This window comes from Rhodobium orientis (assembly GCF_003258835.1).
GTDB classification, from domain to species: Bacteria; Pseudomonadota; Alphaproteobacteria; order Rhizobiales; family Rhodobiaceae; genus Rhodobium; species Rhodobium orientis.
In genome coordinates, this window is sequence record NZ_NPEV01000010.1 from 81,548 (window position 1) to 107,717 (window position 26,170).

At 66.1% G+C, this 26,170-nt stretch carries 24 protein-coding genes; 10 read left to right on the forward strand and 14 right to left on the reverse strand.

Features of this window, described 5'->3' with window-relative positions; translation table 11 throughout:
- Positions 1-12: 12 nt before the first annotated feature.
- Both CH339_RS07020 and CH339_RS07025 read right to left on the reverse strand, forming a co-directional pair.
- Entirely contained in the window at positions 13-813 is an 801-nt protein-coding gene (locus CH339_RS07020) for a DUF1365 domain-containing protein (protein ID WP_111433614.1), read from the reverse strand.
- Entirely contained in the window at positions 810-2,135 is a 1,326-nt protein-coding gene (locus tag CH339_RS07025) for an NAD(P)/FAD-dependent oxidoreductase (RefSeq protein ID WP_111433615.1), read from the reverse strand. Before CH339_RS07025 ends, CH339_RS07020 begins: the two co-directional genes overlap by 4 nt.
- Before the next feature lie 185 nt (positions 2,136-2,320).
- Between CH339_RS07025 and CH339_RS07030 the strand changes: the two genes are divergently transcribed.
- The 4 genes from CH339_RS07030 (at position 2,321) to CH339_RS07040 (ending at position 6,352) form a co-directional block, all read left to right on the forward strand.
- Entirely contained in the window at positions 2,321-2,731 is a 411-nt protein-coding gene (locus CH339_RS07030; RefSeq protein WP_111433661.1) for a DUF2177 family protein, read from the forward strand.
- Between the two features lie 203 nt (positions 2,732-2,934).
- Complete coding sequence (locus CH339_RS07035) at positions 2,935-5,265, forward strand: methyl-accepting chemotaxis protein (RefSeq protein ID WP_111433616.1); 2,331 nt, start codon at positions 2,935-2,937, stop codon at positions 5,263-5,265.
- 12 nt (positions 5,266-5,277) lie between these two features.
- Positions 5,278-5,448, forward strand: coding sequence for a hypothetical protein (locus CH339_RS24615; protein ID WP_170138432.1), 171 nt, complete (start codon positions 5,278-5,280; stop codon positions 5,446-5,448).
- A gap of 97 nt (positions 5,449-5,545) precedes the next feature.
- Positions 5,546-6,352 (forward strand): IclR family transcriptional regulator, encoded by an 807-nt coding sequence (locus CH339_RS07040; protein WP_201240956.1) that lies wholly within the window; start codon positions 5,546-5,548, stop codon positions 6,350-6,352.
- Between the two features lie 442 nt (positions 6,353-6,794).
- Here CH339_RS07040 and CH339_RS07045 read toward each other — a convergent pair whose 3' ends face one another.
- From CH339_RS07045 to CH339_RS07055, 3 genes are all read right to left on the reverse strand, one after another.
- Complete coding sequence (locus CH339_RS07045) at positions 6,795-7,580, reverse strand: SDR family NAD(P)-dependent oxidoreductase (protein WP_111433617.1); 786 nt, start codon at positions 7,578-7,580, stop codon at positions 6,795-6,797.
- Positions 7,567-9,258, reverse strand: a complete 1,692-nt coding sequence (locus CH339_RS07050) for a thiamine pyrophosphate-binding protein (RefSeq protein WP_111433618.1) — start codon at positions 9,256-9,258, stop codon at positions 7,567-7,569. Before CH339_RS07050 ends, CH339_RS07045 begins: the two co-directional genes overlap by 14 nt.
- Before the next feature lie 65 nt (positions 9,259-9,323).
- On the reverse strand, positions 9,324-10,148 hold the full coding sequence (locus tag CH339_RS07055) for a phytanoyl-CoA dioxygenase family protein (protein WP_111433619.1): 825 nt from the start codon (positions 10,146-10,148) through the stop codon (positions 9,324-9,326).
- Between the two features lie 189 nt (positions 10,149-10,337).
- Between CH339_RS07055 and CH339_RS07060 the strand changes: the two genes are divergently transcribed.
- The 4 genes from CH339_RS07060 to CH339_RS07075 are packed head-to-tail and all read left to right on the forward strand — an operon-like array spanning position 10,338 to position 14,306.
- A complete protein-coding gene (locus tag CH339_RS07060; RefSeq protein ID WP_146610128.1) occupies positions 10,338-11,306 on the forward strand; it encodes a Bug family tripartite tricarboxylate transporter substrate binding protein in 969 nt (322 codons plus the stop codon).
- Between the two features lie 56 nt (positions 11,307-11,362).
- Positions 11,363-11,824, forward strand: a complete 462-nt coding sequence (locus CH339_RS07065) for a tripartite tricarboxylate transporter TctB family protein (protein ID WP_111433621.1) — start codon at positions 11,363-11,365, stop codon at positions 11,822-11,824.
- Positions 11,825-11,832: 8 nt separating this feature from the next.
- A complete protein-coding gene (locus tag CH339_RS07070; protein WP_111433622.1) occupies positions 11,833-13,347 on the forward strand; it encodes a tripartite tricarboxylate transporter permease in 1,515 nt (504 codons plus the stop codon).
- Positions 13,344-14,306: an NAD-dependent epimerase/dehydratase family protein gene (locus tag CH339_RS07075; protein ID WP_170138433.1), complete on the forward strand. Its 963-nt coding sequence runs from the start codon at positions 13,344-13,346 to the stop codon at positions 14,304-14,306. The genes CH339_RS07070 and CH339_RS07075 overlap by 4 nt, the downstream gene beginning before the upstream one ends.
- A gap of 21 nt (positions 14,307-14,327) precedes the next feature.
- Here CH339_RS07075 and CH339_RS07080 read toward each other — a convergent pair whose 3' ends face one another.
- From CH339_RS07080 to CH339_RS07105, 6 genes are all read right to left on the reverse strand, one after another.
- Positions 14,328-15,521: an acetate/propionate family kinase gene (locus tag CH339_RS07080; RefSeq protein ID WP_111433624.1), complete on the reverse strand. Its 1,194-nt coding sequence runs from the start codon at positions 15,519-15,521 to the stop codon at positions 14,328-14,330.
- Positions 15,521-16,939 carry a bifunctional enoyl-CoA hydratase/phosphate acetyltransferase gene (locus CH339_RS07085; RefSeq protein ID WP_111433625.1) on the reverse strand — a complete coding sequence of 473 codons (1,419 nt, stop codon included), beginning with the start codon at positions 16,937-16,939 and terminating at the stop codon, positions 15,521-15,523. The genes CH339_RS07080 and CH339_RS07085 overlap by 1 nt, the downstream gene beginning before the upstream one ends.
- A 55-nt stretch (positions 16,940-16,994) precedes the next feature.
- Positions 16,995-19,349, reverse strand: coding sequence for a DUF3141 domain-containing protein (locus tag CH339_RS07090; RefSeq protein WP_111433626.1), 2,355 nt, complete (start codon positions 19,347-19,349; stop codon positions 16,995-16,997).
- A gap of 4 nt (positions 19,350-19,353) precedes the next feature.
- On the reverse strand, positions 19,354-20,118 hold the full coding sequence (gene fabI / locus CH339_RS07095) for an enoyl-ACP reductase FabI (RefSeq protein ID WP_111433627.1): 765 nt from the start codon (positions 20,116-20,118) through the stop codon (positions 19,354-19,356).
- Positions 20,119-20,386: 268 nt separating this feature from the next.
- The gene (locus CH339_RS07100; RefSeq protein ID WP_111433628.1) at positions 20,387-21,163 is read right to left on the reverse strand and encodes an SDR family NAD(P)-dependent oxidoreductase; all 777 of its coding nucleotides are present in this window, start codon (positions 21,161-21,163) and stop codon (positions 20,387-20,389) included.
- Between the two features lie 37 nt (positions 21,164-21,200).
- Positions 21,201-21,833 carry a hypothetical protein gene (locus CH339_RS07105; protein WP_146610129.1) on the reverse strand — a complete coding sequence of 211 codons (633 nt, stop codon included), beginning with the start codon at positions 21,831-21,833 and terminating at the stop codon, positions 21,201-21,203.
- 286 nt (positions 21,834-22,119) lie between these two features.
- Here CH339_RS07105 and CH339_RS07110 point away from each other — a divergent pair, with 286 nt between their 5' ends.
- Together CH339_RS07110 and CH339_RS07115 are read left to right on the forward strand one after the other, a co-directional pair.
- Complete coding sequence (locus CH339_RS07110) at positions 22,120-22,548, forward strand: Hsp20 family protein (protein WP_111433630.1); 429 nt, start codon at positions 22,120-22,122, stop codon at positions 22,546-22,548.
- A 95-nt stretch (positions 22,549-22,643) separates the two neighbouring features.
- A complete protein-coding gene (locus CH339_RS07115; RefSeq protein WP_170138434.1) occupies positions 22,644-22,916 on the forward strand; it encodes a BQ00720 family protein in 273 nt (90 codons plus the stop codon).
- Between the two features lie 107 nt (positions 22,917-23,023).
- On the opposite strand, the gene ptsN is transcribed toward CH339_RS07115, so the two are convergent.
- From ptsN to rpoN, 3 genes are all read right to left on the reverse strand, one after another.
- Positions 23,024-23,488: a PTS IIA-like nitrogen regulatory protein PtsN gene (gene ptsN / locus CH339_RS07120; RefSeq protein WP_111433631.1), complete on the reverse strand. Its 465-nt coding sequence runs from the start codon at positions 23,486-23,488 to the stop codon at positions 23,024-23,026.
- A 104-nt stretch (positions 23,489-23,592) separates the two neighbouring features.
- The gene (gene hpf / locus CH339_RS07125; RefSeq protein ID WP_111433664.1) at positions 23,593-24,165 is read right to left on the reverse strand and encodes a ribosome hibernation-promoting factor, HPF/YfiA family; all 573 of its coding nucleotides are present in this window, start codon (positions 24,163-24,165) and stop codon (positions 23,593-23,595) included.
- A gap of 365 nt (positions 24,166-24,530) precedes the next feature.
- On the reverse strand, positions 24,531-26,123 hold the full coding sequence (gene rpoN / locus CH339_RS07130; protein ID WP_111433632.1) for an RNA polymerase factor sigma-54: 1,593 nt from the start codon (positions 26,121-26,123) through the stop codon (positions 24,531-24,533).
- Positions 26,124-26,170 lie beyond the last annotated feature (47 nt).

The window sequence follows — 26,170 nt, forward strand, 5'->3', positions numbered from 1 at the left end:
TCAACTCCGTTATCATCGTTCCTGGCCTTCCTCCCTGGGGTGCCGAACAAAGGTGATCGGGGGCTGCGGCGCCGCCGGCCGCGGCTTGAGGGAAAGCCCCTTCAGCCACAGGCGCAGCGCTTCGTAGTGGATGCCGGCGATGACCTTGACCGTCATCCAGCCGGTGCGGGCGAGCGCCTTCAACAGCTTTCCGTCCGTGAACGGGGCAAAGTCGCCGGCGAAATGCGCCGTCATCAGCGGGCCATCTCCGGTGCGCAGCGCAACGCCCACCGTGATTTTGTCGCCCGGCGGCGTCACATGGAACTGGTAGCGGCCCTCCACGGCATTGAACGGCGAGACGTAGAACCGCTTTTCGCACTCCTGGAAAATGACGTCGCCCGCATCCGGTTCCGTCGGCAGCACATAGGTCATGCGCTCGCCGAAGGTGTTGCTGACCTCGTAGACCATCAGTCGGACGCGGTCGTCGCCGTCGAGCCCGTAATAGACGGTGAGCGGATTGAAGACGTAGCCGAGCACCCGCGGATAGCACAGCATCAGGAAGCGGGTGACGCCGTCGCCGTGGCCGCTTTCCTCTGCCACCTGCCGAAGATAATCGCCAAGTGGGACGTCGCCCGAATGGTCCTTGTCGTTGAGGGAGACGAGGTTGAAGCGATTGTAGGAGAAGAGGCGCAGCCGCCGGTCGAGGTCGCCGAGCCGGTCGACGTCGAAGAGGCACGAAAAGACGCGGTAGGACAGCGCATGGCGCGTCGGCCGAACGCGCTTGTGCACGACGGTGCCGTTGTAGATGCCTTCGAAAAACGCGGCGGCCGTCATTGCGCCGCCTCTGCCGCGGGCGGGGCGACCGCGATGACCCGCTCCGCGCCCTCGACGGTCCAGGGCCGGGCAAGACCGCCGAGCCGTTCGGCGACCGCGATGCCGCTCGCCGCCCCGTCCTCGTGGAAGCCGTAGCCGAAATAGCTGCCGCAGAACCAGGTCCGGTTGGCGCCCTGAAGCTCCGGCAGCGCCGCCTGGGCCGCCATCGCCGGGCCGTTGAAGACCGGGTGATCGTAGTCGATCACCCGTTCCGTCAGGTCCGGATCTATCGGCGAGGTCGGGTTGAGGGTGACGAAATAGTCGTCGGCCGCGTCAAGGTTCTGCAGCCGGTTCATCCAGTAGGTGACGCACAGGTCCGTGTCGTCGCCGGCGGTGCTCTTCAGGTAGTTCCAGCTCGACCACAGCCGGCGCCGCTTCGGCATCCAGGAGCGGTCCCGGTGCAGCACGGCGCGGTTGGTCTGGTAGGAAAAGCGCGACAGCAGATCGGCTTCCAGCGCGCTCGGCCGGTCGAGGAGCGCGAGCGCCTGGTCGGCATGGGCGGCAATGACCACATGGTCGAAGCCGCGCGCGGCGCCGGAGGCATCGACGACGGTCACGCCGCCGGGGCGTCGCTCGATGCGGGCAGCAGGGGTGCCAGGCAACCGCTCGATCGGGGAATCGTCGAGGAGCTTTTTGACGTAGGTCCGGCTGCCGCCGCTGACGGTGCGCCAGGCCGGCCGGTCGCGGAACTGCAGCATGCCGTGATTGGCGTAGAACCTCACGAAGCTTTGCGCCGGAAAGGCCAGCATCTCCGTCATCGTCGTCGACCAGATTGCCGCGCCCATCGGCACGATGTGGTTCCTGACGAACGCGTCGCCGAAGCCCTCCCGTTCGAGGAACTCGCCGAGGCTGACCGACGTCGGATAGGCGGCAACCCGCGCCTCGGCGGTGCGGAAGAAGCGGGCGATGTCGCGCAGCAATTGCCAGTGGGATGGCCGGGCGAGATTGCGCCGCTGGCCGAAGAAGCCGTTGAAACCGGCGCCGGCATATTCATAGCGCCCGCCGTCGAGCGACAGGGCAAAGCTCATCTCGGTCGGCTCGGTCGCGACCCCGAGGGCATCGAACAGGCCGATGAGGTTCGGATAGTTGCGGGTGTTGTAGACGATGAAGCCGGTATCGACGGGGTGCCTGCCGTCCGGCCCGCTGACGTCGACCGTGTTGGCGTGGCCGCCGAACCGTCCGTCCGCCTCATAGAGCGCGACCCGGTGGCGCTTTGCCAACAGCCATGCTGCGGACAGTCCGGCAATTCCGGATCCGACAACGGCGATTGTCAATTCTGGCATGGCTACTCCCGACTTGCCCGCGCACACCCTTGATCTACGTCGCATTTCCCGATCCGGATCACCGGCTGGAGGAGCGTTTTCGGCCCCGGCCGGCTCCACCGGTCCTGTCTAGCGCCGTTGTCACCCGGTGATCCGCATGCCCCATTTCTACGTATTTCTACGAAAGTCCGAAGGAGAGGATGTCCATGGCCCGCATGATCACCGCCTATGTCGTCACTGCGATCGTATTTCTCGGAATAGACTACGTCTGGTTGTCGAAAGTCGCCAAGAGCTTCTATTTCGACCGGCTCGGCGACATGGTCCTCGACAAGCCGAAAATGGGCGCCGCGGCGCTGTTTTATGCGGTCTATGTCGTCGGCATCGTCATCTTCGCCGTCGCCCCGGCGCTGAAGGGCAGCGGCAGCGCAACGACCGCCGCGCTCTACGGCGCGCTGTTCGGCTTTTTCGCCTACGCCACCTACGACATGACCAACTATGCGACGCTGAAGAACTGGCCGGTCGTCATCACCGCCGTCGACATCGTCTGGGGCACGGTCCTGACCGGCGTCTCGGCCCTCGCCGGCTACCTCGTCACGCGCGCGATCTTTCCGGCCTAGGGGTCATGCAATCGTCTCTTGGCCTTGCCGAATTGCCCGGAAATACTCCGGCTTAATTCCCGAAAAACTGTCTATCCATAAGTAAATACAAGTTATACGAAGTAAAATATTGCCGCTTGAGCGGCATTTTCACCAACCGTTAATGCTGCTGCAGCGTAGTGCAAGGGTTCGGAGTCTTCCTCTTGCTTCAGGCTGCACGACCCATGATCCAACGCCTTCTCCAGCGGATATCCATCGGTCCGCGCATTGCCGCGCTCTGTCTGGTTCCGATCATCGCCTTCGTCGGGATCGATATCGTCGAGCTCATGGAGGAACGGGAAGCCGCCGAAGAGGCCGCCTTCGTCGCGAAGGTGGTGGAACTGGCCCCGGCGATCTCCGGCCTCGTGCACGAATTGCAGAAGGAGCGCGGCACCTCGGCCGGCTTCATCGGCTCCAAGGGCAAGGCCTTTTCTGACACGATCGGAGCCCGCCGCGCCGACACCGACCGGGCGCTGGCCCGGTTCCGGTCCGGCATCTCCGAGCCGACTGGCAAGCTCGACACGCCGTCCTTTACGGACCCCTTCGCGCGGGCGCGCGAGCGCCTGGCCGAGCTTCAGGCAAAGCGCGGCGAGGTCGACAGCTTCGCACTCACCGTGCCGGAGATGGCGGGTTTCTACACGCCGCTGATCACCGACCTGCTCGACATGATCGAAAGCACGGTTGGCGTCATCGGCGACGGCTCGACCCTGCGCCCGGTGCTCGGCTATGCCGCCCTTTTGCAGGCCAAGGAGCGGGCCGGCATCGAGCGCGCCATGGGCGCCGCCGGCTTCGGCGCCGGGACCTTCAAACAAGGCATCTACCGCAACTTCATCCGCCTCGGCGCCATGCAGGACACTTATTTCGCCCTGTTCCGGCGCTACAGCGCGCCCGCCGACGTCGCCTTCTTCGATGAGACGCTGAAGGGGCCGGTCGAGGAGGACGTCCTTGCCCTGCGCAAGCTCGCCACCGGAGCGCCCTTCGGCACCGACATTTCCGGCGTCACCGGCCCGCAGTGGTTCAAGACCTCGACCGCGCGCATCGACGCGCTGAAGACGGTGGAGGATCGGCTTGCCGACGGCATTGCCGCGACCGCCCGCAGCGCTGGCGGCGAAGCGCGTCTTGAGTTCTGGGCCCTGGCCATTGCCCTCGTCGTTCTGCTCGCCGGTGCTCTCGTCGTCTCCTACGTGGTGGCGCGGTCGATCATCGATCCGGTGAAACGCCTCAACGAAACGCTGCGGCGGCTTTCCAGCCACGACTACGACGTCGACCTCGGCGACAGCGACCGCGCCGACGAAATGGGCGCCATGGCGCGCTCCGTGGCGATCCTGAAGGACAACGCCCTTGCCCGCCTCGACCTGGAGGCAAGGGCGAAGCGCGAGCGCGACCGCGAGCGGGATCGCCAGGGCCATATCGAGGAAATCGTCGCCGCCTTCCGGCACAGCATCGACACGACCATGCGCGAGGTCTGCGAACGGGCCAAGGAAATGAGCGGTTCCGCCGGCCGCCTCGTCGACGTCGCAAAGACGGCGACCGGAAAGGCGTCCGAGGCCGACGCCGCCTCCGGAAATGCGGCCGAGAACGTCGGGCAGGTCGCTGTCGCGGCCGACGAGCTGACCCACGCCATTCACGAGATCGCCCAGCAGACCGGCAAGGCGACCGACCTGGTCTCGACCGCGGCCGAGACCGCTGCCGCCACCGATCGCGACGTCTCGGCCCTGTCGGAGGCGGCCGAGCGCATCGGCGAGGTGATCACCCTGATCCAGGGCATCGCCGAGCAGACCAACATGCTGGCCCTCAACGCGACCATCGAGGCGGCCCGTGCCGGCGAGGCGGGCAGGGGCTTCGCCGTCGTCGCCTCCGAGGTCAAGTCGCTCGCCAACCAGACCTCCCGGGCGACCGAGGAAATCGCCGCCCAGATCACCGGCATCCAGCAGTCGACGGAAGGCGCCGTTGCCGCCATCGGCCGCATCACCGACGTGGTCGGCGAGATCCGCGACCTTACCGCGATCATCTCCGGCGCCGTGGAGAAGCAGCAGGCGGTCACCGGCAACATCGCCCGCTCGGTCGCGGCCGCGTCGGACGGCACCGGGGAAGTGGCCCGCAATGTCGGCTCTGTCTCCGCGGCGATCGGCGAGACCGCCCACGAGGCCCAGTCGGTTAACGATTTCTCCGACGAGCTGTTCAAGGCGATGAAGCTGCTTTCCGGCAACATCGAGGACATCCTCGGCAACATCAGCCGCGACGTGGAGGACCGCCGCGCCGCCCTCAGGGAGAAGCTGCGCGAGGTCGTCGTCATCGACGGCGACGGACGCCACTTCAACGCCTCGCTCACCGAGGTGACGGCGACCGGCGGGCGCATCGGGGCGGTCGACGGTATCGAGGCCGGCGACGTCGTCGGCATCGAGATGATGGGCGGGCGCATCGTCTCCGCCACCGTCTCCGGTGCCGGAGGCAAGGGCCTGGACCTGCGGTTCGCCGAGGACGTCTCCGATGTCGCTGCAGCGCTCGCGGCCTGAGCGGCCCGACCGGTGATCCGCCGCACCCGTGCCACGCTCTCCCTGCCGCATGTCGCCGCCGTGCCGGCCGGCCGGCGCACCACCTTCGCCGCAACGGCCGCACAGAAGTCCTTCGGCGTCTTCGGTCCGGCCCGCTCCCGATTCTCGCGGGTGGCGGCAAAAAAAGCGCCGGCCTATTCTTGAACAGCGAAGTCTTTCCCGGCTATCGATTTGCCGGGCCGTTGCCGTTAACGTGCGGCACCGGCAAAACGGGCAGCGAAAAGGCCCGAAGGGAGGCCGTTTGTCGAGACGGAAAGAAGCGCCGCAAAAGGACACCGGCGAAAAGGACTACCGCTTCATGTCGGCGCTGGCGCGCGGGCTGTCGGTGCTGCGCGCCTTCGGGCCGGACAACCGGCCGCTCGGCAATGGCGAGATCGCCGAACGGGTCGGGCTGCCGAAGCCGACCGTCTCGCGCATCACCTTCACGCTGACCGAGCTCGGCTATCTCGACTATGTGGAGGACTCCGGCCGCTACCGGCTCGGGCCGGGGATCCTGACCCTCGGCTACGACGTGCTGGCGCAGATGGAAATCCGCGACATCGCCCGGCCCTACATGCAGGAACTCGCCAATTACGCCAATGCCTCGATCTATCTGGGCGTGCCGAACGGGCTTGAGATCATCTATATCGAGGCCTGCCGGGCGCCGGCCTCCATGGCCATCCGCCTCGGCGTCGGCTCGCGCATTCCGCTTCCGACGACTGGCATGGGCCGCGCCTATCTGGCGGCGCTGCCCGAGGCCGACCGCAAGGCCCTCATCGCGCGCCTGAAGGTCTCCTATGGCGACGACTGGAAGACCGTCGAGCCGGGCATGACCCGGGGCATCGAGGAGACGCGCGAGCGCGGCTTTTCGCTCGCCATCGGCGAATGGGTGTCGGAGGCGAATTCCGCCGGCGCCGCCATCCGCCGCTCCGACGGCTACCCGGCCTATGCCATCAATGTCGGCGGGCTCAGGTCGATCATTACCCGCGAACGGCTGGAAAAAGACCTCGGCCCCCGCGTCCTCGGCGTCGCCCGCCAGATCGAACTGGTCGCCCGCGGCCTGCTGTGAGGGTGGGCCGTCCGACGCTTCGGCGCCGTCAACGGGCTTGAACCAATGGCCTCGGGTTCAAGGCTCTTGCACTCCGGGTCCCACACACTCTGCGTCACCACCGGACGTGATCCGGTGGTCCATGATGACGTGCGGCATAATCCAGCCTATCAGTTTGAAATCAAAGGCCCTATGGATTGCCGGGTCGAGCCCGGCAATGACGCGGAGTTATGGCAAGGGCAAATGCAAGAGAACGTGCCTTCAACACATAGGCCAACTCTGCCGTCACCGCCGATCTGGATTGCGTCGCTGCGCTCGCAATGACGCTTTTCACAGTGATTTCAACGTCATTGCGAGGAGGCCGGCAGGCCGACGCGGCAATCCATGTGGTGCCGGCAGCAGGCGCCACGTTCATTTGGGTGAACCGTCGCTCATCCAACGACGTCGTCACCCTGCCGCACCCTCAGATCGTCATGCCCTGGCCGCCATTGACGTCGAGGCAGGCGCCGGTGACGAAGCCGGCTTCTTCCGAGGCGAGATAGGCGATCGCCGCGGCGACGTCCTCCACCTCGCCGTGGCGACGGACCGGGATCGTGGCGAGCACCCGCTCGCGCTCCTCCTCCGACTGGCGTTCGGCGAGAAGTCCGCGCACCCTGGGCGTCAGGATGGCACCGGGGCAGACGCTGTTGCAGGTGATGCCGGCGGGGCCGAATTCCTGGGCGATCTGCAGGGTCAGCGCCTGCATCGCGCCCTTGGCCGCCACATAGTTGGCACCGGCAAAGAGGCTGCCGTAGCGGCCGGCCTTGGAGCCCATATTGATGATCCGGCCGTAGCCCGCCGTCACCATGTGCGGGATCACCGCCCGCGTGGTCCTCACGCACGCCGTGACGTTGACGTCCATGACGCGCTGCCAGTCCGCGTCCGATTGCTCCAGGAAGCGGAACGGGGTGTGCAGCGAGCCGCCGATATTGTTGACCAGCACGTCGATGCGGCCGGTCGTTGCGGCAAGCTCTGCCACCGCGTCCGCGATCATCTCGCCGTCGGTCATGTCGAGGGATCGGGTGGCAAGGGAGAGCCCCTTGCTCTCCGCTTCCGCCGCGGCCTCGCTGAGCGCATCGCCGTCCCGGTCCCAGATGGTGACCGACGCCCCCTCGGCGGCGAGCCGCATCGCGACGCCCCGGCCGACGCCGCTTGCCGCGGCAGTGACCAGGGCAACGCGGCCCGCAAAGCGTCCCTCACAGCGGTCCATTGTCGACCGCCTGGTGGTGGCTCGCATCCGGGTCGACCTTGACGTCGACGACGACCGGCCCGCCCATCCTGTGCGCCGTCTCGATGGCGTCGCGGATCTCGCCGGGGTGGTAGACCCGGATGCCCTTGCCGCCGAGGCCCTCCGCGACGGTGACGAAATCGATGTCCTCGAAATCGACCGCGATGCGCCGCTCGCCGAGATTGTCCCGGACCATGCCGAGGCCGGAATTGTTGTTGACGACGAAGACGGTGGAAAGGTTCTGCTGGATGCAGGTAGTGATCACCTGCAGCGTCATCATGAAGCCGCCGTCGCCGGAAAGACAGGTGACGCGCTTGTCCGGGTGCACCAGCTTTGCCGCCGCCGCCGCCGGTCCGCCCCAGCCCATGACGCCGGTGCCGCCCGGAACGAGGAGCTGCTGCGGATAAGGCATGCGCAAGCCGAAGGTCGACCAGATGCGGTTGGAGCCGGCATCGAGCGCCAGGATATCGTCGGGACCCAAAAAACCCTGCATCGCCCTGACGAGGTCGACATGATGGACGCTGCCCTGTGCCGCCGGCAGGTCCGGCAGGACGTGGTAGTCGGTGCGGTCCTTGAGGTCGGCGATGGCCGAGAGCCGCGCCGCGCGCGGGCCGGCGTCGAGCCCGCTCTCGGCAAGCATGGAAATCACGTCGGCGACGTCGCCGGTGATCGCCAGGTCGACCGGATAGACCCAGCCGGCATTGCGCGGGTCGATGTCGACCTGCACCAGCGTCTGGTCGCCGGGCCGGATCAGGTCCGGGTCCCTGAACCGGGTATAGTCCGGCCCCATGGAGGCGCCGAGCATGACGACGAGGTCGGCTTCCGCGACGGCCCGGTTCGCGGTCGGCATGCCCCAGGTGCCGAGCATGCCGGCGGCGACGTCGGAGGTCTCGGCGATCGCGCCCTTGGCGTTGTAGCTGGTGGCGACCGCAATGCCGGCCGCCTCCGCCAGCGCCTGCAGCGCGGCGCCGCTGTTCGACGCAAGGACGCCGTTGCCGGCGATGAAGACCGGCCTCTTCGCCTTGTCGAGCAGATCCTTCAACCGCGCCACCGCGCCGGCGTCGGGCCGGGCAGGGGTGTAGGAGAGGTATCCCTTGGACGGGTAGAGGCCGGGCTTGGGTGCCTCCGGCATCTCCTGGCGGATGATCGAGGTCTTCATGATGACGGCGGCCGGGCCGGTGCGCGGCAGGCTGGCGTGCTTGACCGCCATCTGGGTGCCGAAGACGGCCTCTTCCGGCGTCGTCGCATAGGTGCAGTATTTGGTGATCGGCTTCAGGGACGCCATGGCGTCGGCGCCGCCATAGTCGCCGGTCATGGTCTGGTAGACGCCGAGCTGGCCGTAGCCGTCATAGTCGGAGGTCTCCGTCAAAACCACCATCGGCGAGCCGGCGAAATGGGCCTCCAGGATGCCGATGGCGCCGATGGTGGTGAGCCACGGGCCCTGGCCCATCAGGACGGCGGGACGGCCGGTCAGCCGCCCCGTCACCTGGGTCATGATGGAGGCGATCCATTCGTTGCGTGTCAGGACGACGTCGAGTTCGTCCCGACGGTCGTAAAAGGCCGGCAGCGACCAGGTGACGCCGAGACCCGGCAAGGTGAAGGCCCGTGTGACGCCGGCCTCGATCAGAGTGTCGACGACACGTTCGTTTGTCTTGGTCATGGTTCCTCGTTGATTTTATTGTGTTGTTTTTATTGGAGATATCAGTGCATGCCGGAGGTGGCGGATCAGGCGGCGTGGCTGCCGTGTCCGACCGAAAAGTCGTTGCCGGCCCGGTCGGTGCCGCGCATCAGCCAGATCGGCCTCAAGGGATAGTTCATGGTCGGCGAGACCTTCATGGCGTAGGCCGTTGCCGGATGGTCCGGGCTGCGGTCGTAGAGCGAGGTCGCCGGCATGTAGCGGATGGCGTAGTCGGCGCGGCGCGTGCCCGACCGGTTATGGTTGGAGCCGTGCACGGTGTAGACGTCGTGCAGGGAGATCTGGCCGGGCGCCAGCACCACGTCGCGGGCCTGTGCCTCGTCGATCTCCTCCATCTCCTGTTTGATGGCGTAGTCGTCCCGGTCGGCGACGGCGTGGCGCTCCAGCGTCTTTTTCCTGTGCGAGCCGGGGATGTAGCGCATGCAGCCGTTCTCCACGCTCGAGCCGTCGATGGCGATGCGCACGGTGCAGGTGGCGAGCGGCGAGATCGGCCAGTACTGGCCGTCCTGGTGCCAGGGCACGGCCTTTCCCTCCTTCGGCGGCTTGGCGAACAGCATGCTGCCCCACAGGATGATGTCCGGGCCGATAACCTGCGCGACCATGTCGAGGATTTCGGAAAAGCCGCAAAAGCTGAGGAAGTCGTAATTGCCGATCATCCTCGCCGACTGGCCCCACGGATTGTGCGGGCCGGAAAGCTGCTCCGGACGCACGTTCGGGTGGTCGGCGATCAGCCGGTCGACGGCGGCCTTCAGGCCGCTAAGCGTTTCCTCCGGCAGGCGGTAGTCCGGAATGACGAGGCCGTCGCGGTGGTAGGTCTCGATCTCGGCATCCGACAGGCGCGTCTTGCGCGTCATGGCTGGTCTCCTCCCTTGTGGTCGTTCTTGTCGTCTTTTCAGCAAGCGTAATTTTTTTGGAATTTAATTTCAATTTCGAAATTGAAAACCGTTTTTAAAAATGTATCGTAGGGAAATCTTGTGGCGTAAAATGCGCCCGAGGGCCCGGCCGAAAGGCAAGAGGCCAACAAGAAAAAGGGAGGAATATCAGTGGTTCGCACGTCCGTTCAGCATGCCGTTCTCGCCGGCGCCGTGGCCCTTGGCCTTGGCGCCGCGCTCAGCGTTGACGCCCAGGCGTTTCCGGAAAAACCGGTCACCATCATCGTGCCGTTCGGCGCCGGAGGTGGCACCGACATCACCACCCGCACGCTCGCCGGCCCGATGGCCGAGGCGCTCGGCACCGAGATCGTCGTCAAGAACACGGCCGGTGCCGGCGGCACCATCGGCGCGGCGGAAACGGCGCGCGCCCGGCCCGACGGCTACACCGTCGGCATGATGCCGGTCGGCCCGATGACGACGCAGCCGCATCTGCGCCGCCTGCCCTACGGTCCGGACTCCTTCGACTATATCTGCCTCGCCTATTCCGCGCCGTCCTCGCTGGTTGTGCGCAAGGATTCGCCCTTCAATTCGCTCAAGGACATGATCGACTACGCCAAGGCCAATCCGGGCAAGCTCAACTACGGCATCCAGGCGGTCGGCTCGATCCCCCATGTCGCCGGCCTCGGCGTCAAGGAGGCCTCCGGCGCCGACTTCCAGTTCATCCCGTTCAAGGGCTCGGCGCCGACCTTCAAGGCGATGCTCGACGGCACCGTCGACATGTTCGTTGCCCACATCTCGTTCCTGACCAAGAACGCCGACCAGGTGAAGTCGATCGCCATGCTGATGGACGAGCGGGTCGCCACCGCCGAGGACCTGCCGACGGCCAAGGACCAGGGCTTCGACCTCAACTTCCCGATCTGGGGCGGCATCGTCGCGCCGAAGGGGATTCCGGCCGAGGCCAAGGAAAAGCTGGAAGCGGCCTGCGAGGCCGGCATGAAGTCGGACGCCTTCGGCGAGCGCATGAGCCAGCTCCGCATGCCTGTCACATACATGTCCGGCAGCGACTTCGAGGCCTTCGTCCGGTCCGAATTCGCAAGGAACGAGGGCTTGCTCGCCAAGGCCGGCCTGAAGAAGAACTGAGTGCGCGGATGGCCCGGGAAGGCCGCACGGCCTTCCCGACGGCGTGAGGTTTTTCGATGACGCGCGTATCCTGGACGACGGTGATCGGCGCGATCTCGCTGTTGATCGCGGCCTATCTCTTCTACCACACCTTCGATCCCGTCTATGACGTCTCCATCGTCACCGCCGGGCGCGGACCGGTGTTCTTCCCGCGCATCCTGCTCGCCCTGATGCTGGTGCTGTCCCTTGCGGTGGCGATCGAGGGCTTTCGCCTGCCGCACCGCTTCTTCAGCGGCCGAACCGCGCTCATCGTCGTCTCCGCGGTCGCGCTCACCGGGCTCTACATCGCCGCCATCACCAGCGCCGGATTCCTGATCTCCACCGTCGTCTACGTCTTCGCCCTGCCGTTCCTTCTCGGCTACCGCAACGTGCCGGTGATCGGTGCGGTCGCCGCCATCTACCCGCTGACGGTCTGGTACGTCTTCGACAAGGTGTTCCTGATCATCCTGCCGTCCTCGCCCTGGTTCGACAGCTTTTAAGGCCGCCCATGGACGCCCTTTCCCTCGGTATCGGACATCTCCTGACCCTGCCGGTTCTGGTCTCGGTCTTTGCCGGCACGGTGCTCGGCGTCATCGTCGGCGTGCTGCCGGGGCTCGGCTCGGTGGTCGGCATCACCATGGTGCTGCCGTTTACCTTCACCCTCGGCCAGATCCCGGCGCTCGCCCTGATGCTCGGCATCTATTGCGGATCGGTCTATGGCGGCTCCATCTCGGCCATCGTCATCAACACGCCCGGAACGCCCCAGGCCGCGGCGACCGCGCTTGACGGCTACCCGATGGCGCGGCGCGGCGAGGCGGACCTTGCCATCGGCTGGACGACGGCCGCCTCCGTCATCGGCGGGCTCTTTTCCGTCGCCGTCCTCATCGTCGCCGCGCCCCAGCTTGCCGCCTTCTCGCTCAACTTCACCGCGATCGAGTATTTCGCCCTCGGCGTCTTTGCCCTCATCTGCATCGCCAACGTCTCGCGCGGTGCGATGCTGAAGGGGTTGCTCTCCGGCGTTATCGGCCTCTTCGTTGCCACCGTCGGCGTCGACCACGTCACCGGCGACATGCGCTTCACCTTCGACAATTTCGAGATGACCGCCGGCATCTCGCTGGTGCCGGCGATCGTCGGCCTGTTCGCGCTGTCGGAGGTGTTCGTGCGGGCCTCGGAAACCCACGTCCTGAAGGAAACGTCGATGTTCCGGGTCGGCTTCCGCCTGCCGCCCTGGTCGGAGTGGAAGCCACGGCTCGGAATTCTCTTCAAGTCCTGCGCCATCGGCTCCTTCGTCGGCGCGCTTCCGGGCACGGGCGCGGCGACAGCCGCCTTCATCTCCTATTCGGAGGCCAAGCGCTCCTCACCGCGCCGCGACAGGCTCGGTACCGGCGAGCCCGACGGGCTGGTCGCGGCGGAAAGCGCCAACAACGCCGTCACCGGCAGCGCCATGGTGCCGACGCTGGCGCTGGGCATTCCGGGCGACCCGGTCACCGCCGTCATGCTCGGCACCTTCGTCGTCCATGGTCTTGCGCCCGGCCCCCGCCTCTTCACCGAACATCTCGACCTCGTCTATGCGGTGTTCTTCATCCTCATCGCGGTCAATCTGCTGATGTTCGTCGTCGGTGCCGTCGGCGCACAGGCGTTCACGCGGGTGCTCCGAATTCCCGAACCGATCCTGATGGCCTCAGTCGTCGTCATCTCGCTGATCGGCGCCTATGGCGTGCGCGGCAATCCCATCGACCTCATCATCGCCTTCGTCTTCGGCGTCGTCGGGTTCCTGTTCCGCAAGAACGGCTTTCCGCTCGCGCCCATGGTCATCGGCATGGTGCTGAGCGAAATGATCGAGAACTCCCTGCGCCAGGGATTGCTGATCACCCGCGGCGACTTCCTCGCCTTCTTCGAGCGCCCGATCGCACTCGCTCTCTTCGTGCTGACTGCCGCGATCCTCTTATGGCCGCCCATCCGCTGGGCGCTCGACCGACGCGGCAAGGCCAATACGAAAAACATGGACTGGACTTCCGAATGACAGCCGATGCCCGCCCCGTCCTCATTACCGGTGCGACCGGCTTTCTCGGCTCCTGGATCATCGCCCGGCTGCTTTCCACCGGCAGCAAGGTGGTGGCGACCGACGTTACCGACGACCGCAGCCGCATCGACAGCCTGGTACCGCCAGCGGACCAGGGCGCGATCGACTGGCGGCACTGCGACGTCTCCGACGGTTATGCCGTGGACGCCCTCTTCGCCGAGGTCGCGCCGGCCGCCGTCATCCATCTCGCCGCCCTGCAGATCCCGGCTTGCCGGGCCAATCCCGTCGCCTGCGCCAGGGTCAACATCATCGGCCAGATCAACGTCTTCGAGGCCGCCCGCAAGCACGGCGTCGGCAACCTCGTCTACACGAGTTCGATTGCCGCAAAGCCGCGCGGGCCGGCCAATGCGCCGGCCAATCTCTACGGCGTCTTCAAGAAGACCGACGAGGAGATCGCCCGGCTCTACTGGGAGGACCACGGCATCTCCAGCCTCGGGCTCCGCCCCTTCATCGTCTATGGCGTCGGGCGCGACGACGGCGAGACCTCGGCGATCACGCGCGCGATCCGCGCCGCCGCACTGGGACATGCCTACGAGCTGCCGTTCCGCACGGAAAGCTGCTTCCAGTATGCCGGGGAGGTGGCCGAGATCTTTGCCCGCGCGACCGAGGCGCACTGGGACGGCGCGCTCGTCTCCGACCTCACCACCGAGGTCGCGTCCACCGACGATCTCCTTGCTGCGATCCGCATGATCGTGCCGGGCGCAACTGTCACCACGGCCGAGATCCACCGCGCCTCGCCGACGGACGGTTTCGACAACGCGCCCCTGAAGCGGGTGATCGGCGATTGGCCGGCGACATCGCTCGCCGACGGCGTCAGGGAAACCGTCGCCCGCTTCCGTGCACTGGAAGGTGGCCCGGCCGCCGCGACAGCAGCGGGCGCCGCGCGAAAGAACTGGTGAGAGCGAGAGCGGGCCGGCGGCTCAGCCGATTGCCGGCGAGGAAGCCTCGGCCATCAGCCGCGCCGTGTGGCTGGCGATCATCGCCTCTTCATTGGTCGGGATGACGAAGACGCGCACGCGCGAGCGGTCGGAGGAAATCACCGTGCTGCCGTGCCGGTTGCGGGTCTCGTCGAGCTCGATACCGATCCAGTCGAAGCCCTGGCAGATGCGCTCGCGGATCCTGACCGCGTGCTCACCGATGCCGCCGCAGAACACCAGCGCGTCGAGGCCGGAGAGAATGGCGATCATGGCGCCGATCTCGCGGCGGATGCGGTAGACGAAGTAGTCGATCGCCTGCAGCGCTTCCGGCGTGCCGGCGGCCTCTAGCAGCCGCATGTCGTGGGAGATGCCGGACAGGCCCTTGAGGCCGGAGCGGCGGTAGAGCACGTCCTCGATCTCCTCGGCCGACATGCCGAGCTCGCTCATCATGTAGAGCACGACGCCGGGGTCGAGCTGGCCGCAGCGGGTGCCCATCGGCAGGCCGTCGAGGGCGGTGAAGCCCATGGAGGAGCCGACGCTCTGGCCGCCCTGGATGGCGCACATGGACGAGCCGTTGCCGAGATGGGTGACGATGACCCGGCCGTCGGCATGGTGCGGCGCCACCTCGTGCAGCCGGTTCTCCACATATTCGTAGGACAGGCCATGGAAGCCGTAGCGCCTAACGCCCTGGTCGTAGAGCTCGCGCGGCAGGGCGTAGGTGTCGTTGACCCAGGGGTGGGCACGGTGGAAGGCGGTGTCGAAGCAGCCGACCTGGACGGCATTCGGGAACGCCTTTTTCGCCGCGCGTACGCCGGAAATGTTGTGCGGCTGGTGCAGCGGCGCCAGCGGCCGGAATTCCTCCAGCTCCGCCAGCCGGGCGTCGTCGAGGACCACCGGCTCGGTATAATCCGGGCCGCCATGGACGATGCGGTGGCCGACGGCGGCGATCGTATCGGCGGCGAAATGCGCCTGCAGGAAGCCGAGGACGGCGGCAAGGCCGCTCGCATGGTCGTTGACCCGGGCCTCGTCGAGCACCTCGTCGGCCAGCACGGACTGTCCGGTCTGCGCCTTCAGGCGCGGCATGCTGCCGAGGCCTTCGACCTGGCCGCGGACCTTTTCCACCGGCGTGCCGTTGACCGCGAACAGGGCGAATTTGATGGAGGAGGATCCGGAATTGAGGGTCAGGATGTGATGCATTATTCCGCTGTCTCCGCGATCATGGACCGACCCCCCACCTGCCACGCTTTAAAGAGCGCGGCGATGGCGCAGGAAGCGAGCCGCGCCTTTTCGCCATCGGCGCGGCTGGTCAGGATGATCGGGACGGCGGCGCCGAGGACGACGCCCGCGGCTTCGGCATGGGCGATGAAGGCGAGTTCCTTGGCCAGCATGTTGCCGGCTTCCAGGTTCGGCACGATGAGGATGTCGGCGCGGCCGGCGACCAGCGAGGTGATGCCCTTGGACTGGGCTGCCTGCAGGTCGATGGCGTTGTCCATGGCCAGCGGTCCGTCGACGAGGCCGCCGGTGATCTGGCCGCGGTCGGCCATCTTGGAGAGCGCCGCCGCATCGAGCGTCGAGGGGATCGCCGGATTGACGGTTTCCACGGCGGAGAGCACGCCCACTTTCGGCTGGCCGATGCCGAGCGAACGGCCGAGGTCGATGGCGCTCTGGGTGATGTCGATCTTTTCCTCAAGGCTCGGCGCGATGTTGATCGCCGCATCCGACACGATCAGCACGTGGTCGAGGCCCGGGACGTCCATGATGAAGGCGTGGCTGAGCCGGCGCCCGGTCCGAAGGCCGCCGTCGCGCTTGACGATGTGGCGCAGCAACTGGTCGGTGTGGAGATGCCCCTTCATGATCGCCTGGACCTGGTCGGCGCGGGCCATTTCCACCGCCTTTGCCGCGGCGGCGTCATGGTTCGGAACGTCGATGATCTCGATGCCGGAAAGGTCCTCGCCGTGCTTCTTGGCGACCGCCTTGATGGCCTCGGCCGAGCCGATCAGGATCGGCACGATGAGGTTGCGCTTGGCCGCCAACAGCGCGCCGCCGAGCGAGGCCGGATCCTCCGGCGCGACCACGGCGGTCGCCGCGCTCGGCATGCCGGCGCAGGCTTCCAGGTAGCGGTCGAAATGCTGATGCCGGCGGATCAGGAGATCCGGCAGCCGGTCGTCGTCGAGGGCCACCTTGCGGGTCGGGGCGAGCACTTCGGCAACGCCGTCGGCGACCACGTCGCCGCCGCGCCCGGTGATCACCGTGTCGAGGACGACGGTGTTGTTGGCGCGCTTTTCCGCGACCGTGACGGTGACGGTCAGCTCGTCGCCGACATGGACCCGGTCGACGAAGCGGAACGTCTGGGTCTTGTAGAGCGTGCCGGCGCCGGGGAGGATGTTGCCGAGGACCGAGGAGATCAGCGCGCCGACCCACATGGACGGGGCCACCGGCTCGGACGTCTCGCCGTTTGCCTTGCCGTTGTGGTGCTCGTCCTCCGGCAGGTGCAGCGGGTTGAGGTTGCCCGATGCGTGGGCGAAGACGAACAGGTCGTTGGCGGTGCACACGCGCTTGACGGAGGCGCTGTCGCCGACTGTCAGTTCGTCGAAAAGCTTGTTCTCGCGGATCATTTTTTCGGCTCCTCGTCCCCGGAGTGGGCCTTTTTTCTCTGTCTCAGGCGACGTTTCAGGCGGTCGGCGCGGTCGCAGCATCCGGCACGGTGCCGGGGATGTGGCCCTCGACCTCGTGCTGCGGTTCGTGCCAGTCCTTCGCCATCGTCTTCAGCACCTGCTGGATGTGCTTGAACATGGCGATCGTCGGCGGGTCCATTTCTTCCACCGCGCCGGCGATTTCCATCACCAGATTGACCGCCCTCATGCGGTCGACGTCGTCGCGCAGAAGCTCCGGCAGGGTGGCGATCGCCTCCTTGCCGGCGAATTCCACGATCATCGTCTGCTCGTGGATGAGGCGGCTGCGGTGTTCAGGCGTCATGGTGTCGAAGGGCGGCCGGGAATGCAGGATGCGGTTGGAGCGTTCGAGGCGGTCGCGCCGTACCGACCCGCGTGCCCGGGCGATCAGAATCAGCATGCGGATGATGGCTTCCGCATACCCTCCGACGCCCGATTTGGCCAGTGCTTCCTTGACCTGAGGGTATTGCAAAGCGTCGCGCACCTCATGCTTGCGGGCGCCGTTTTCTGCAAGCCGCTTCATCCACGGCGTGCCGTAGATACCGTGGAAGGCAAGCTCGATGAAGGCGTCGCGGGTGTCGCGGAAGAGGTTCCAGTTGCACTCCACGATGTCGGCCATCAGCTTTTCGGCCTGGAAGAACGGATTGTCCGCGGCGATCGGCGTGCGGGTCCGGCGGCGCCGGTCGGCCATCGCCTTGACGCTGCGCATCGCCGGGTTGGCGCCGGAAAAGAGGTAGCGCTGGGTGCGCATCGGATGCATCACCCGGCTGGCCTCGGCGATCTCGGGCGTCACCATGCTCTGCACGAAGGGGCGCACGGTCAGCTCGTAGGTCTTCGTTGCCCATTCGGAGAGCTGGGCGACCGCGGCGAACTCCTCCTCTTCCTCGCGGCCGTCGTCGAGCGCCAGGATGTCGTCGATGGTGCGGGCCTCGAAGGAGACGGAATAGACGCCGTCCTCCTTGCCGATCTTCATCTCGTAAAGGCCGGGCGCCAGGGCCTCGATGGTCTTGACGACGGAGGTGATCTGCTTGTGCTGCTTGCTCGCCACCTTGGCGGAGACGAAGATGCCGAGATGGCCGACGCTGTCGTGCAGGGTGTAGACGACGACGTTGCCGCGTGCCTGCATCTCTTGGACGGAATCGTAGAGGTCGGGGATCCAGTTCAGTGCCTGCTGCGGCGGCGTGATGTTGTCGCCGTGCGAGGCAAAGACCACCACCGGCGCCTGGATGCGGGTAAGGTCGATCGGCGTGCCGTCCGGCAGGGTTGCCTCGCCGCGGGTCAGCTTGTTGCCGATAAAGAGATTCTCGACGATCCAGCGGATCTCGTTGTCGTTCATGAAATAGAAGCCGGACCACCATTTCTCGAAATCGAGGAACCGGTCGGCCTCGTTGTCGACGTCGGCGAACACCGTGTAGTTCTTGCGCCACCAGGTGTTGGCCGGGTTGAGGCTCTCGAAGTTCATGACCAGATGCGCGCCGTCGAACTTGCCGCCGCCGAGGTCGGAGGAAAACAGCGCCGGCACGGCACCGCCCATGACGCCGCCGAAATAGCGGAACGGGTTCTTGCCCTTTTCGCCGGCCCAGTAGGAGAGCGGCGCGCCGGCAATGACCAGCGGCCCGATCAGATCGGGATGGATGGCACCGAGGATCATCGAGGCCCAGCCGCCCTGGCAGTTGCCGGTGACGAGCGGCAGCGGCGCGTTCGGGTGCCGGGCGTGGATTTCCTTCAGGAACAGCGCCTCGGCCTCGCAGACGTCGCCGAGGGTCTGGCCCGGTTCCGGGTCGGGATAGAAGATGACGAAATAGACCGGGTGGCCGTCCTTCAGGGCGACGCCGACCTCCGACTCGCTCTTGAAGCCGCCGATGCCGCTGCCGTGGCCGGCGCGCGGATCGATGATGACGAAGGGACGGCCGTCCTCGCGCTGCGGCGGCGAGCCTTCCGGCGGCAGGATGCGAACCAGCGCGTAGTTGACGGGTTTCGGAAGCTCGCGGCCGTCGAGGATGAGGTCGTAGTCGAAAACGAGGACCGGTTTGAAGCCTTCCTCCTCGCGCTCGATATAAGAATCGCCGCGCTGGCGCAGGGTGTCGAGGAAGAGGAGCGAGCGCTCGGCGAAGTCGGTGGCGTAGTCCTGGAAGGCCGTCGCCGGATTGCCGCTCCAGAACTGCGGTGCAAGGGCGCGCATCGCCGCGGTCGTGCCGGTGACGGCCTTGGCCTGGCTGTCCCGCAGCGCATTGGCGTGGTGGAGCGTTAGTTCGCCCATCAGGCGCCACTGGCTGCCGAGGTCGCCCCATCCGTTGCCGAAGGCCGCAAAGGGGGAGGTGTTGCTGCTGCTGGACGTGTCGTTGTTTGTCATTGGGTCAACCCACGATGTGGTAGCCGCCGTCGATCATGTGGACGCCGCCGGTGACGTTGGCGGCCTCGCGGCTGGCCAGGAAGGCTGCATAGGCGCCGACATCCTCGATCGTCGCCAGGTGATGGGTCGGCGTGCGGTCCGCGGTGCGCGCCATCAGTTCGTCGAAATGGTCGATGCCCGATGCCGCGCGGGTCTTCAGCGGTCCCGGCGACAGCGCATGGACGCTGATGCCCTTGGGGCCGAGTTCGGCGGCGAGGTAGCGCGACGTGGATTCCAGCGCGGCTTTCACCGGGCCCATGATGTTGTAGTGGTCGACGACCTTTTCCGAGCCGTAGAAGGAAACGGTCATGCAGGTGCCGCCGTTCGGCATCAGGTGTTCGGCCCGGCGCACCATGCGGATGAAGGAATAGACCGAGATGTCCATGGCCGAGGTGAAGCCGCTGCGCGAGCAGTCGAGCACCCGGCCGTGCAGATCCTCCTTCGGGCAGAAGGCGATGGAATGCAGGCAGACGTCGATGCGGCCCCAGCGCTGGCGGATGGCGTCGAACACCTCGCCGAACTCGCCGTCGCGCTGGACGTCGAGCGGCAGGCAGATTTCGGCACCGAGTTTTTCCGCAATCGGACGCACGAAGCGTTCGGCACGGTCGTTCAGATAGGTGATGGCAAGGTCGGCGCCCTGGTCGCGAAACGCCTTGGCGCAGCCATAGGCAATCGACTCTTCGTTGGCGATCCCGACGACGAGCGCCTTTTTTCCGGCAAGCGAGAACACGGGGAAACCTCTTCGATAATGCGCTGCAGCATAGCGAATGAGTGTGAATTTTTTATTCCGATACAGTCAGTTCACTGATGATTGACCAGACACTTCCGCAAACAATTTCAACAGCATGAAGAAATACCTAAAATACAATCCAGAAAACCGACCCTCGCGTGCAAGGTCGCGTCCGGACTCCTTCTCGTAGGGCTCGCACGGTCGGTTTGTGCAGATGCACAACGGGCATGGCTTACCGCCACCGGCCCGCGTAAACGGGGGCCGGCACTCAGAGCGGGCCGCGGCCGCCATCGACGACGAAGCTCTGGGCGGTGCAGGCGCCGCCGTCGTCTGCGGCGAGGAACAGGACCATCTGGTTGAACTCTTCGGCAGTGATGCGCCGCTTCAGGCACTGCATCTCCATGGTGCCGGCCTCGCCCTCCGGGCTCCACCATTTCTGCAGTTGCCGCTCGGTCGCGACCCAGCCGGGCAGGACGGCGTTGACCCGGATGTTGTCGGGTCCGAAGGTCCGCGCCATGGTGTGGGTGAGGCCCTGGACCGCCGACTTGGCGATGGCGTAGCCGGGGAAGAAGTCTTCCTTGATCATCCAGCACGAGCTGCCGATGTTGACGATGGAGCCAAAGCCGGCCCGGCGCATCTGCGGGACGACGGCCTGGATCGCGAAGAATTGATGCCTGAGGTTCACCGCGAAGCGGTCGTCCCAGTATTCCGGCGTCACCTCGGACCAGTCGTGCCGGTCGTCATTGGCGGCATTGTTGACCAGCACTGTGATGTCGCCGAAATGCCTGCCCGTTTCGGCAATCGCCGCCTTCAGCGCGTCGATGTCGCGAAGGTCGCCGGCAATGAACAGCGGCGCGTGCGCGGCCCCGGCCGCAATGCAGGCCGCAACGGTTTCCCTGCCGGCCTCTTCGGCAAGGTCGATGAAGCCGACCTTCGCCCCCTGTCCGGCGAACTGGCGGACCATGTCGCCGCCGATGCCGGCGGCCCCGCCGGTGATGAAGACGACGCGGTCCTCAAGGCTCGGATAGCGGGCATAGTCGGGCATCGGAACGGCTCCTTCGAAGGAGGGGGGACGCTACCCGCTATTTCACACGAAAGACCTCGTGGCAACCGAGGCACGAATTGGTCATGTCGGACAGCGCGATGAAGAGTTTCTTGTAGTTCTCCGCGCTCGGATCGGCCTTGGTCGCCCGGGCCGCATCGGCGAGCGGATAGGCGGTCTTGTGGAACAACTGGCCGATCGCCACCAGCTCCTCCGGCATGAAGCGGCCGACGCCGCGCCCGCCTTCCAGGCCCCGCCTGGCCATTTCCTTCGGCATATCGGTGCCGAGGTCCTCGGCCATCTGCCGCATTTCCCTGATCGCGGCCGCGATCTTGGCGTCCTGGGCGCCCATCTCCTCCATCCGCAGGATGCGCATATGGCCGAGGCCGATCCTGCGCTCGGCAATCCGCGCCGCCAGTTCCAGGTCGTCCTCCGCGATTGCGGTGATCACCGCGTCGAGATTGATAAGGTCCTGGCGCATTTCCTCCAGGAACTGGTCGCGGACCTCCGGCGCCACCTCGACCAGTTCGCGGGTGTCCTCGGCAAGGGCCGGCCGTGCCCCGGGTGCGGCGACCGTCAGGGTGCCGGCTACAAGGGCGCAAAGGACGGCGGGAAGCGTGGCGGAAAGGCATCCGGCCACGCATCGGCCGGGCCGTGCGAAAAGCGTTTTCATGTGGTGGGTCCTCCGCTCGCTGCGGCGGCGGACCGTCGGCCCGCCTGTCATCGCGTCGCGCATATTCAAAGACAGGAACGTCACGGATTGCATTGAAGTCCTTCAAGGAAAGTCGACTTTCCGCATGCCTGCCGGACCGGGAAGGCCCGGGTTTGCGGGGCCCCGGAGCCCCGCTGCTTGAACGGATGCCACAGTCTCACCATATTGGCGTCGACGGCGCAGATGCCGCACCGGATGCCAGTAACGGGTCCGGAACCTCAAGGTCGCTTCGCGAGAGGACTTTGACATGACACGAATGTCGGCGTTTTCCAGCCCCTATCTCCTGGGGTTCGACGATATCGAGCGCGTGCTCGACCGCGTTTCCAAAGCCACCAATGACGGCTATCCGCCCTACAACATCGAGCGGATCGCGTCCTCCGACGGCTTCGGGGAGACGCTTCGCATCACCCTTGCGGTGGCGGGCTTCACGCGCGAGCAGCTCGACGTGGCTGTGGAAGAAAACCAGTTGGTGATCCGCGGCCTTCAGAGCGAAGACAAGGAGCGCGATTTCCTGCACCGGGGCATTGCCGCGCGGCAGTTCCAGCGCACTTTCGTCCTTGCCGAGGGCATCGAAATCCTCGGTGCCGACCTGAAGGACGGCCTCCTCTCGATCGATCTTGCGCGTCCCGAGCCGGAACGCATCGTTCGCAAGATCGAAATCACGGCCCACGACTGACGGCAGTCCCCTGCCGGCTCAGGCCGCTGCGATGGCGGGCAAAGCCTTGCCGAAGCGTGCCTCGCGCCACATGTGAGTATGAGGAGGCGTAAGCCATGAATGACACCAAGAACCATGATGCCCAGAAACACCCCCTGATGCCGCCCCACGTGTTCGCCAAGCTGGGCGGCGATCAGCTCGCCTATGTGCGCCCGGTCGCTTCCGAAGACCTGGCGACCATGTTCCCGGACGCGCCGGAGGTGGCGCCGGGCCTGAAGCTGTGGGCATTGCTCGCCGCCGATGGCAGCCCGATCCTGATCGCCGACAGCCGCGATGCAGCCGTTGCCAACGCCATGAGCAACGACATCCACGCGGTCAGCGTCCACTGATCCCGCCGCAACGTCAGCGGTAAAACGACAAACGGCTCCGCCGGTCCTCGGAAATGAGGCCTTGCGGAGCCGTTCGTCGTTCAGAAGGGCGTTTGTGCGCGGCCCGGTCAGGCCGCGTTGGAGGCGAGCGGTTGCGTCAGCAGCGCATAGAGCGCCGCCGGGTCGGAGGTCGCCCGCAATTTGGCGATGATCGTCGGGTCGCGCAGTTGCCGCGCGATCCGTGCCAGCGCCTTCAGGTGGTCGGCGCCGGCGCCCTCGGGCGCCAGCAGCAGGAAGATGATGTCGACGGGTTCGTCGTCGAGGGCGTCGAAGTCGACCGGCCGCTGCAGGCGCGCGAAAATGCCGACCAGCCGGTCGAGGGCGACCAGCTTGCCGTGCGGGATGGCGACGCCGTGACCGACGCCGGTCGAGCCGAGCCGCTCACGCTGCAGCAGCGTGTCGAAGATATCGCGTTCCGGCAGGTGCACCCGGGACGCCGCCCGGCCTGCCAGTTCCTGGATCACCTGCTTCTTCGAATTCGCTTTCAGCGCCGGAACGATGGAGTCCGGGCTGAGAAGATCGCTCAGATCCATGGCGAAGAGTCCTTTGACTGACATCCGATCTACTCCCGCGGCCGGAAGGCCGCTCCGCGGGAGGCGTTTCAGGATGAAACGACGATCCGAAAGACACCGGACCGTCAGTCTGCCGCGCCGTTGCCGGCGAGAGACGGGTCGACCCAGCCGATATGGCCGTCGACCCTGCGGTAGACCACGTTGATGCCGCCATTGCCCGCATTGCGGAAAACGACGACGGGCGACTCGATGAGATCGAGCTGCATGACCGCCATGCCGACCGTCATGGTCTTCATGTTGGTGGACGTCTCGGCGATGACGACGGGATTGAAATCTTCCGGGAGCTCGTCTTCTTCCTCGCTGGAGGCGAAGACGACGTAGGAGGCCTCTCCCTTGGGCTCGGCCCGGTGGGCCTTGAGCTTGCGCTTGTAGCGCCGGAGCCGCTTTTCGATGCGCTCCGCGGCCTGGTCGAAGGACGATTGCGGTTCCTGGGCCTGGGCCGAGGCCTGCAGGACGATGCCGGTATCGAGATGGATGCTGCAGTCGGCGCGGCAGCCGGAGCCTTCGCGTTCGAACACCAGATTACCGGAATAATTCCCGTCGAAATACTTGTCGACGGCATCGTCGATGCGGGCTTCCACATGGGTACGCAAAGATTCGCCGATATCGACGTTCTTACTGGAGATTCGCAGTGTCATAAGGTCCTCTGGGATCGTATCCGCCGGCGGCTCGCTGGTCGCTTGGGTCCGCGCGCCGCTGTTATATGCGCCGACGTCGAGCAAATGCGCTGCTCACAATGCGATGTCATATCGCCTCGTCCTGTCGCGCGCGGACTTCTACGGCCCTGCCGCGCCGAAGTCAATGACCGGTTTTCCCGTTCCGCGTTCAACCCGGAGACCATCACCCCAAAGGTCATGGCCGGCTCTGGCCCGTCCTCCTTGCGGCCGCAGGAACGGTCGCAACACTGTCACGAAAGGATCATGCGCCCGTTGAGGGCCGCCGTCAAAGCCGAAAAACTACCGGCGGTTAAGTCGCTGGCATAGCAGGGAAAACGGGTCCGGCGTCAGGCCGCGCCGTGCTGCAGGGCGCGCTTTTCGCGGCGCCGCTGGACCGAGGAGGGAATGCGCATGGATTCCCGGTATTTGGCGACCGTGCGCCGGGCGATATCGACGCCGGAATCCCGGAGCATCTTGACGATCGTATCGTCGGAAAGGATCGCCTCGGGGTTTTCCGCATCGATCAGGCGCCGGATCTGGTGGCGCACCGCCTCGGCGGAATGGGCCTCGCCGCCCTCGGACGACGATATCGCCGAGGTAAAGAAGTATTTTAATTCGAAGATGCCGCGCGGCGTCGCCATATACTTGTTCGACGTCACCCGGCTCACCGTCGATTCGTGCATGCTGATGGCTTCCGCCACGGTCCTGAGGTTCAGCGGCTTCAGATGGGCGACGCCGTTGGCCAGGAACCCGTCCTGCTGGCGGACGATCTCGGTGGAGACCTTGAGGATGGTGCGGGCCCGCTGGTCGAGGCTCTTGACCAGCCAGTTCGCCGTCTGCAGGCAGTCGGAGAGGTAGGTCTTGGCCTTCTCGTCGACGGCGGCCTTGGAGACGGTGGTGTAGTAGGTCTGGTCGACCAGCACCTTGGGCAGCGTCTCGGTATTGAGTTCGATGATCCAGCCGCCGGTGTTGGACGGGCGCACGATGACGTCGGGCACGACGGTCTGCACGACGGTGGTGCCGAAGGCGTTGCCGGGCTTGGGATTGAGCGCGCGGATCTCGCCGATCATGTCGATGAGATCCTCCTCATCGACGCCGCAGATCCGCCTCAGGGCCGAAAAATCGCGCCGGGCGAGGATCTCCAGGTTGTCGACGAGCGCCTTCATTGCCGGGTCGAGCCGGTCCCGCTCCTTGAGCTGCAGGGCGAGGCATTCGGCGAGGCTGCGCGCGCCGATGCCGCTCGGATCGAAGGACTGGACGACCCCGAGCACGCGCTCCACCGTCTCAGGCTCGGTGCCGAGCTGTTCGGCCATGGTCTCGACGTCGCCGGTCAGGTAGCCGGCCTCGTCGATCATGTCGATGAGATACTGGCCGATCATCCGCTCGGCCGGGTCGCTCACCGCCAGCACGAGTTGGTCGGCAAGGTGGTCCTGCATCGACTTTTCCGCGCCCAGCACCGAATCGAGGTCGAAGTCGTCGCCGGTACCGCCGCGGCCGGAGACCTGCGACCAGCTACTGCCGGCAAGGGCGCCGGGATCGCTGACCGGGGCCGGGCTGTCGCTCGGCCCGTCCTCGGCATAGACGGAGCCGAAATCGGCATCGAGGTCGGAGACGTTGGCATCGGCGCCGGAGGTCAGCGCATCGGCGAGCGGCGCGGTATCAAGGTCCGGCCCGTCGCTGTCGGAACTGTTGTCGGAGGAGTTGTCGGAATTGCCCGCATCGGACGAGGTGTCGCCCCGGTCGGTCCCCTCATTGCCCTCGCCGGGGCCGCGCTCGTCGCTTTCGTCGCGCACCAGCAGCGGGTTGCGTTCCAGCTCGGTCTCCACATGGGCGACGAGATCGACATTGGACAGTTGCAGGAGCTTGATCGCCTGCATGAGCTGCGGCGTCATGACGAGCGCCTGGCTCGTCCGCATTTCGAGTTTCGGCGTCATTGCCATGCTCGAGAGCTGCCCCTGTCCCTGTCCGGCCGGTTGGTCCGTTTCTT

Excerpts from the sequence above, each read along its gene's own strand:
- CH339_RS07105 (WP_146610129.1), bottom strand. The coding sequence starts at position 21,833 with ATGAAAACGCTTTTCGCACGGCCCGGCCGATGCGTGGCCGGATGCCTT.
- CH339_RS07055 (WP_111433619.1), bottom strand. The coding sequence starts at position 10,148 with ATGACGCGCAAGACGCGCCTGTCGGATGCCGAGATCGAGACCTACCAC.
- rpoN (WP_111433632.1), bottom strand. The coding sequence starts at position 26,123 with ATGGCAATGACGCCGAAACTCGAAATGCGGACGAGCCAGGCGCTCGTC.
- CH339_RS07030 (WP_111433661.1), top strand. The coding sequence starts at position 2,321 with ATGGCCCGCATGATCACCGCCTATGTCGTCACTGCGATCGTATTTCTC.
- CH339_RS07070 (WP_111433622.1), top strand. The coding sequence starts at position 11,833 with ATGGACGCCCTTTCCCTCGGTATCGGACATCTCCTGACCCTGCCGGTT.
- CH339_RS07075 (WP_170138433.1), top strand. The coding sequence starts at position 13,344 with ATGACAGCCGATGCCCGCCCCGTCCTCATTACCGGTGCGACCGGCTTT.
- CH339_RS07080 (WP_111433624.1), bottom strand. The coding sequence starts at position 15,521 with ATGCATCACATCCTGACCCTCAATTCCGGATCCTCCTCCATCAAATTC.
- CH339_RS07085 (WP_111433625.1), bottom strand. The coding sequence starts at position 16,939 with ATGATCCGCGAGAACAAGCTTTTCGACGAACTGACAGTCGGCGACAGC.
- CH339_RS07020 (WP_111433614.1), bottom strand. The coding sequence starts at position 813 with ATGACGGCCGCCGCGTTTTTCGAAGGCATCTACAACGGCACCGTCGTG.
- CH339_RS07035 (WP_111433616.1), top strand. The coding sequence starts at position 2,935 with ATGATCCAACGCCTTCTCCAGCGGATATCCATCGGTCCGCGCATTGCC.
- CH339_RS07110 (WP_111433630.1), top strand. The coding sequence starts at position 22,120 with ATGACACGAATGTCGGCGTTTTCCAGCCCCTATCTCCTGGGGTTCGAC.
- ptsN (WP_111433631.1), bottom strand. The coding sequence starts at position 23,488 with ATGGATCTGAGCGATCTTCTCAGCCCGGACTCCATCGTTCCGGCGCTG.
- CH339_RS07090 (WP_111433626.1), bottom strand. The coding sequence starts at position 19,349 with ATGACAAACAACGACACGTCCAGCAGCAGCAACACCTCCCCCTTTGCG.
- CH339_RS07050 (WP_111433618.1), bottom strand. The coding sequence starts at position 9,258 with ATGACCAAGACAAACGAACGTGTCGTCGACACTCTGATCGAGGCCGGC.
- CH339_RS07025 (WP_111433615.1), bottom strand. The coding sequence starts at position 2,135 with ATGCCAGAATTGACAATCGCCGTTGTCGGATCCGGAATTGCCGGACTG.
- CH339_RS07045 (WP_111433617.1), bottom strand. The coding sequence starts at position 7,580 with ATGGACCGCTGTGAGGGACGCTTTGCGGGCCGCGTTGCCCTGGTCACT.
- CH339_RS07065 (WP_111433621.1), top strand. The coding sequence starts at position 11,363 with ATGACGCGCGTATCCTGGACGACGGTGATCGGCGCGATCTCGCTGTTG.
- hpf (WP_111433664.1), bottom strand. The coding sequence starts at position 24,165 with ATGACACTGCGAATCTCCAGTAAGAACGTCGATATCGGCGAATCTTTG.
- CH339_RS07115 (WP_170138434.1), top strand. The coding sequence starts at position 22,644 with ATGAATGACACCAAGAACCATGATGCCCAGAAACACCCCCTGATGCCG.
- CH339_RS07100 (WP_111433628.1), bottom strand. The coding sequence starts at position 21,163 with ATGCCCGACTATGCCCGCTATCCGAGCCTTGAGGACCGCGTCGTCTTC.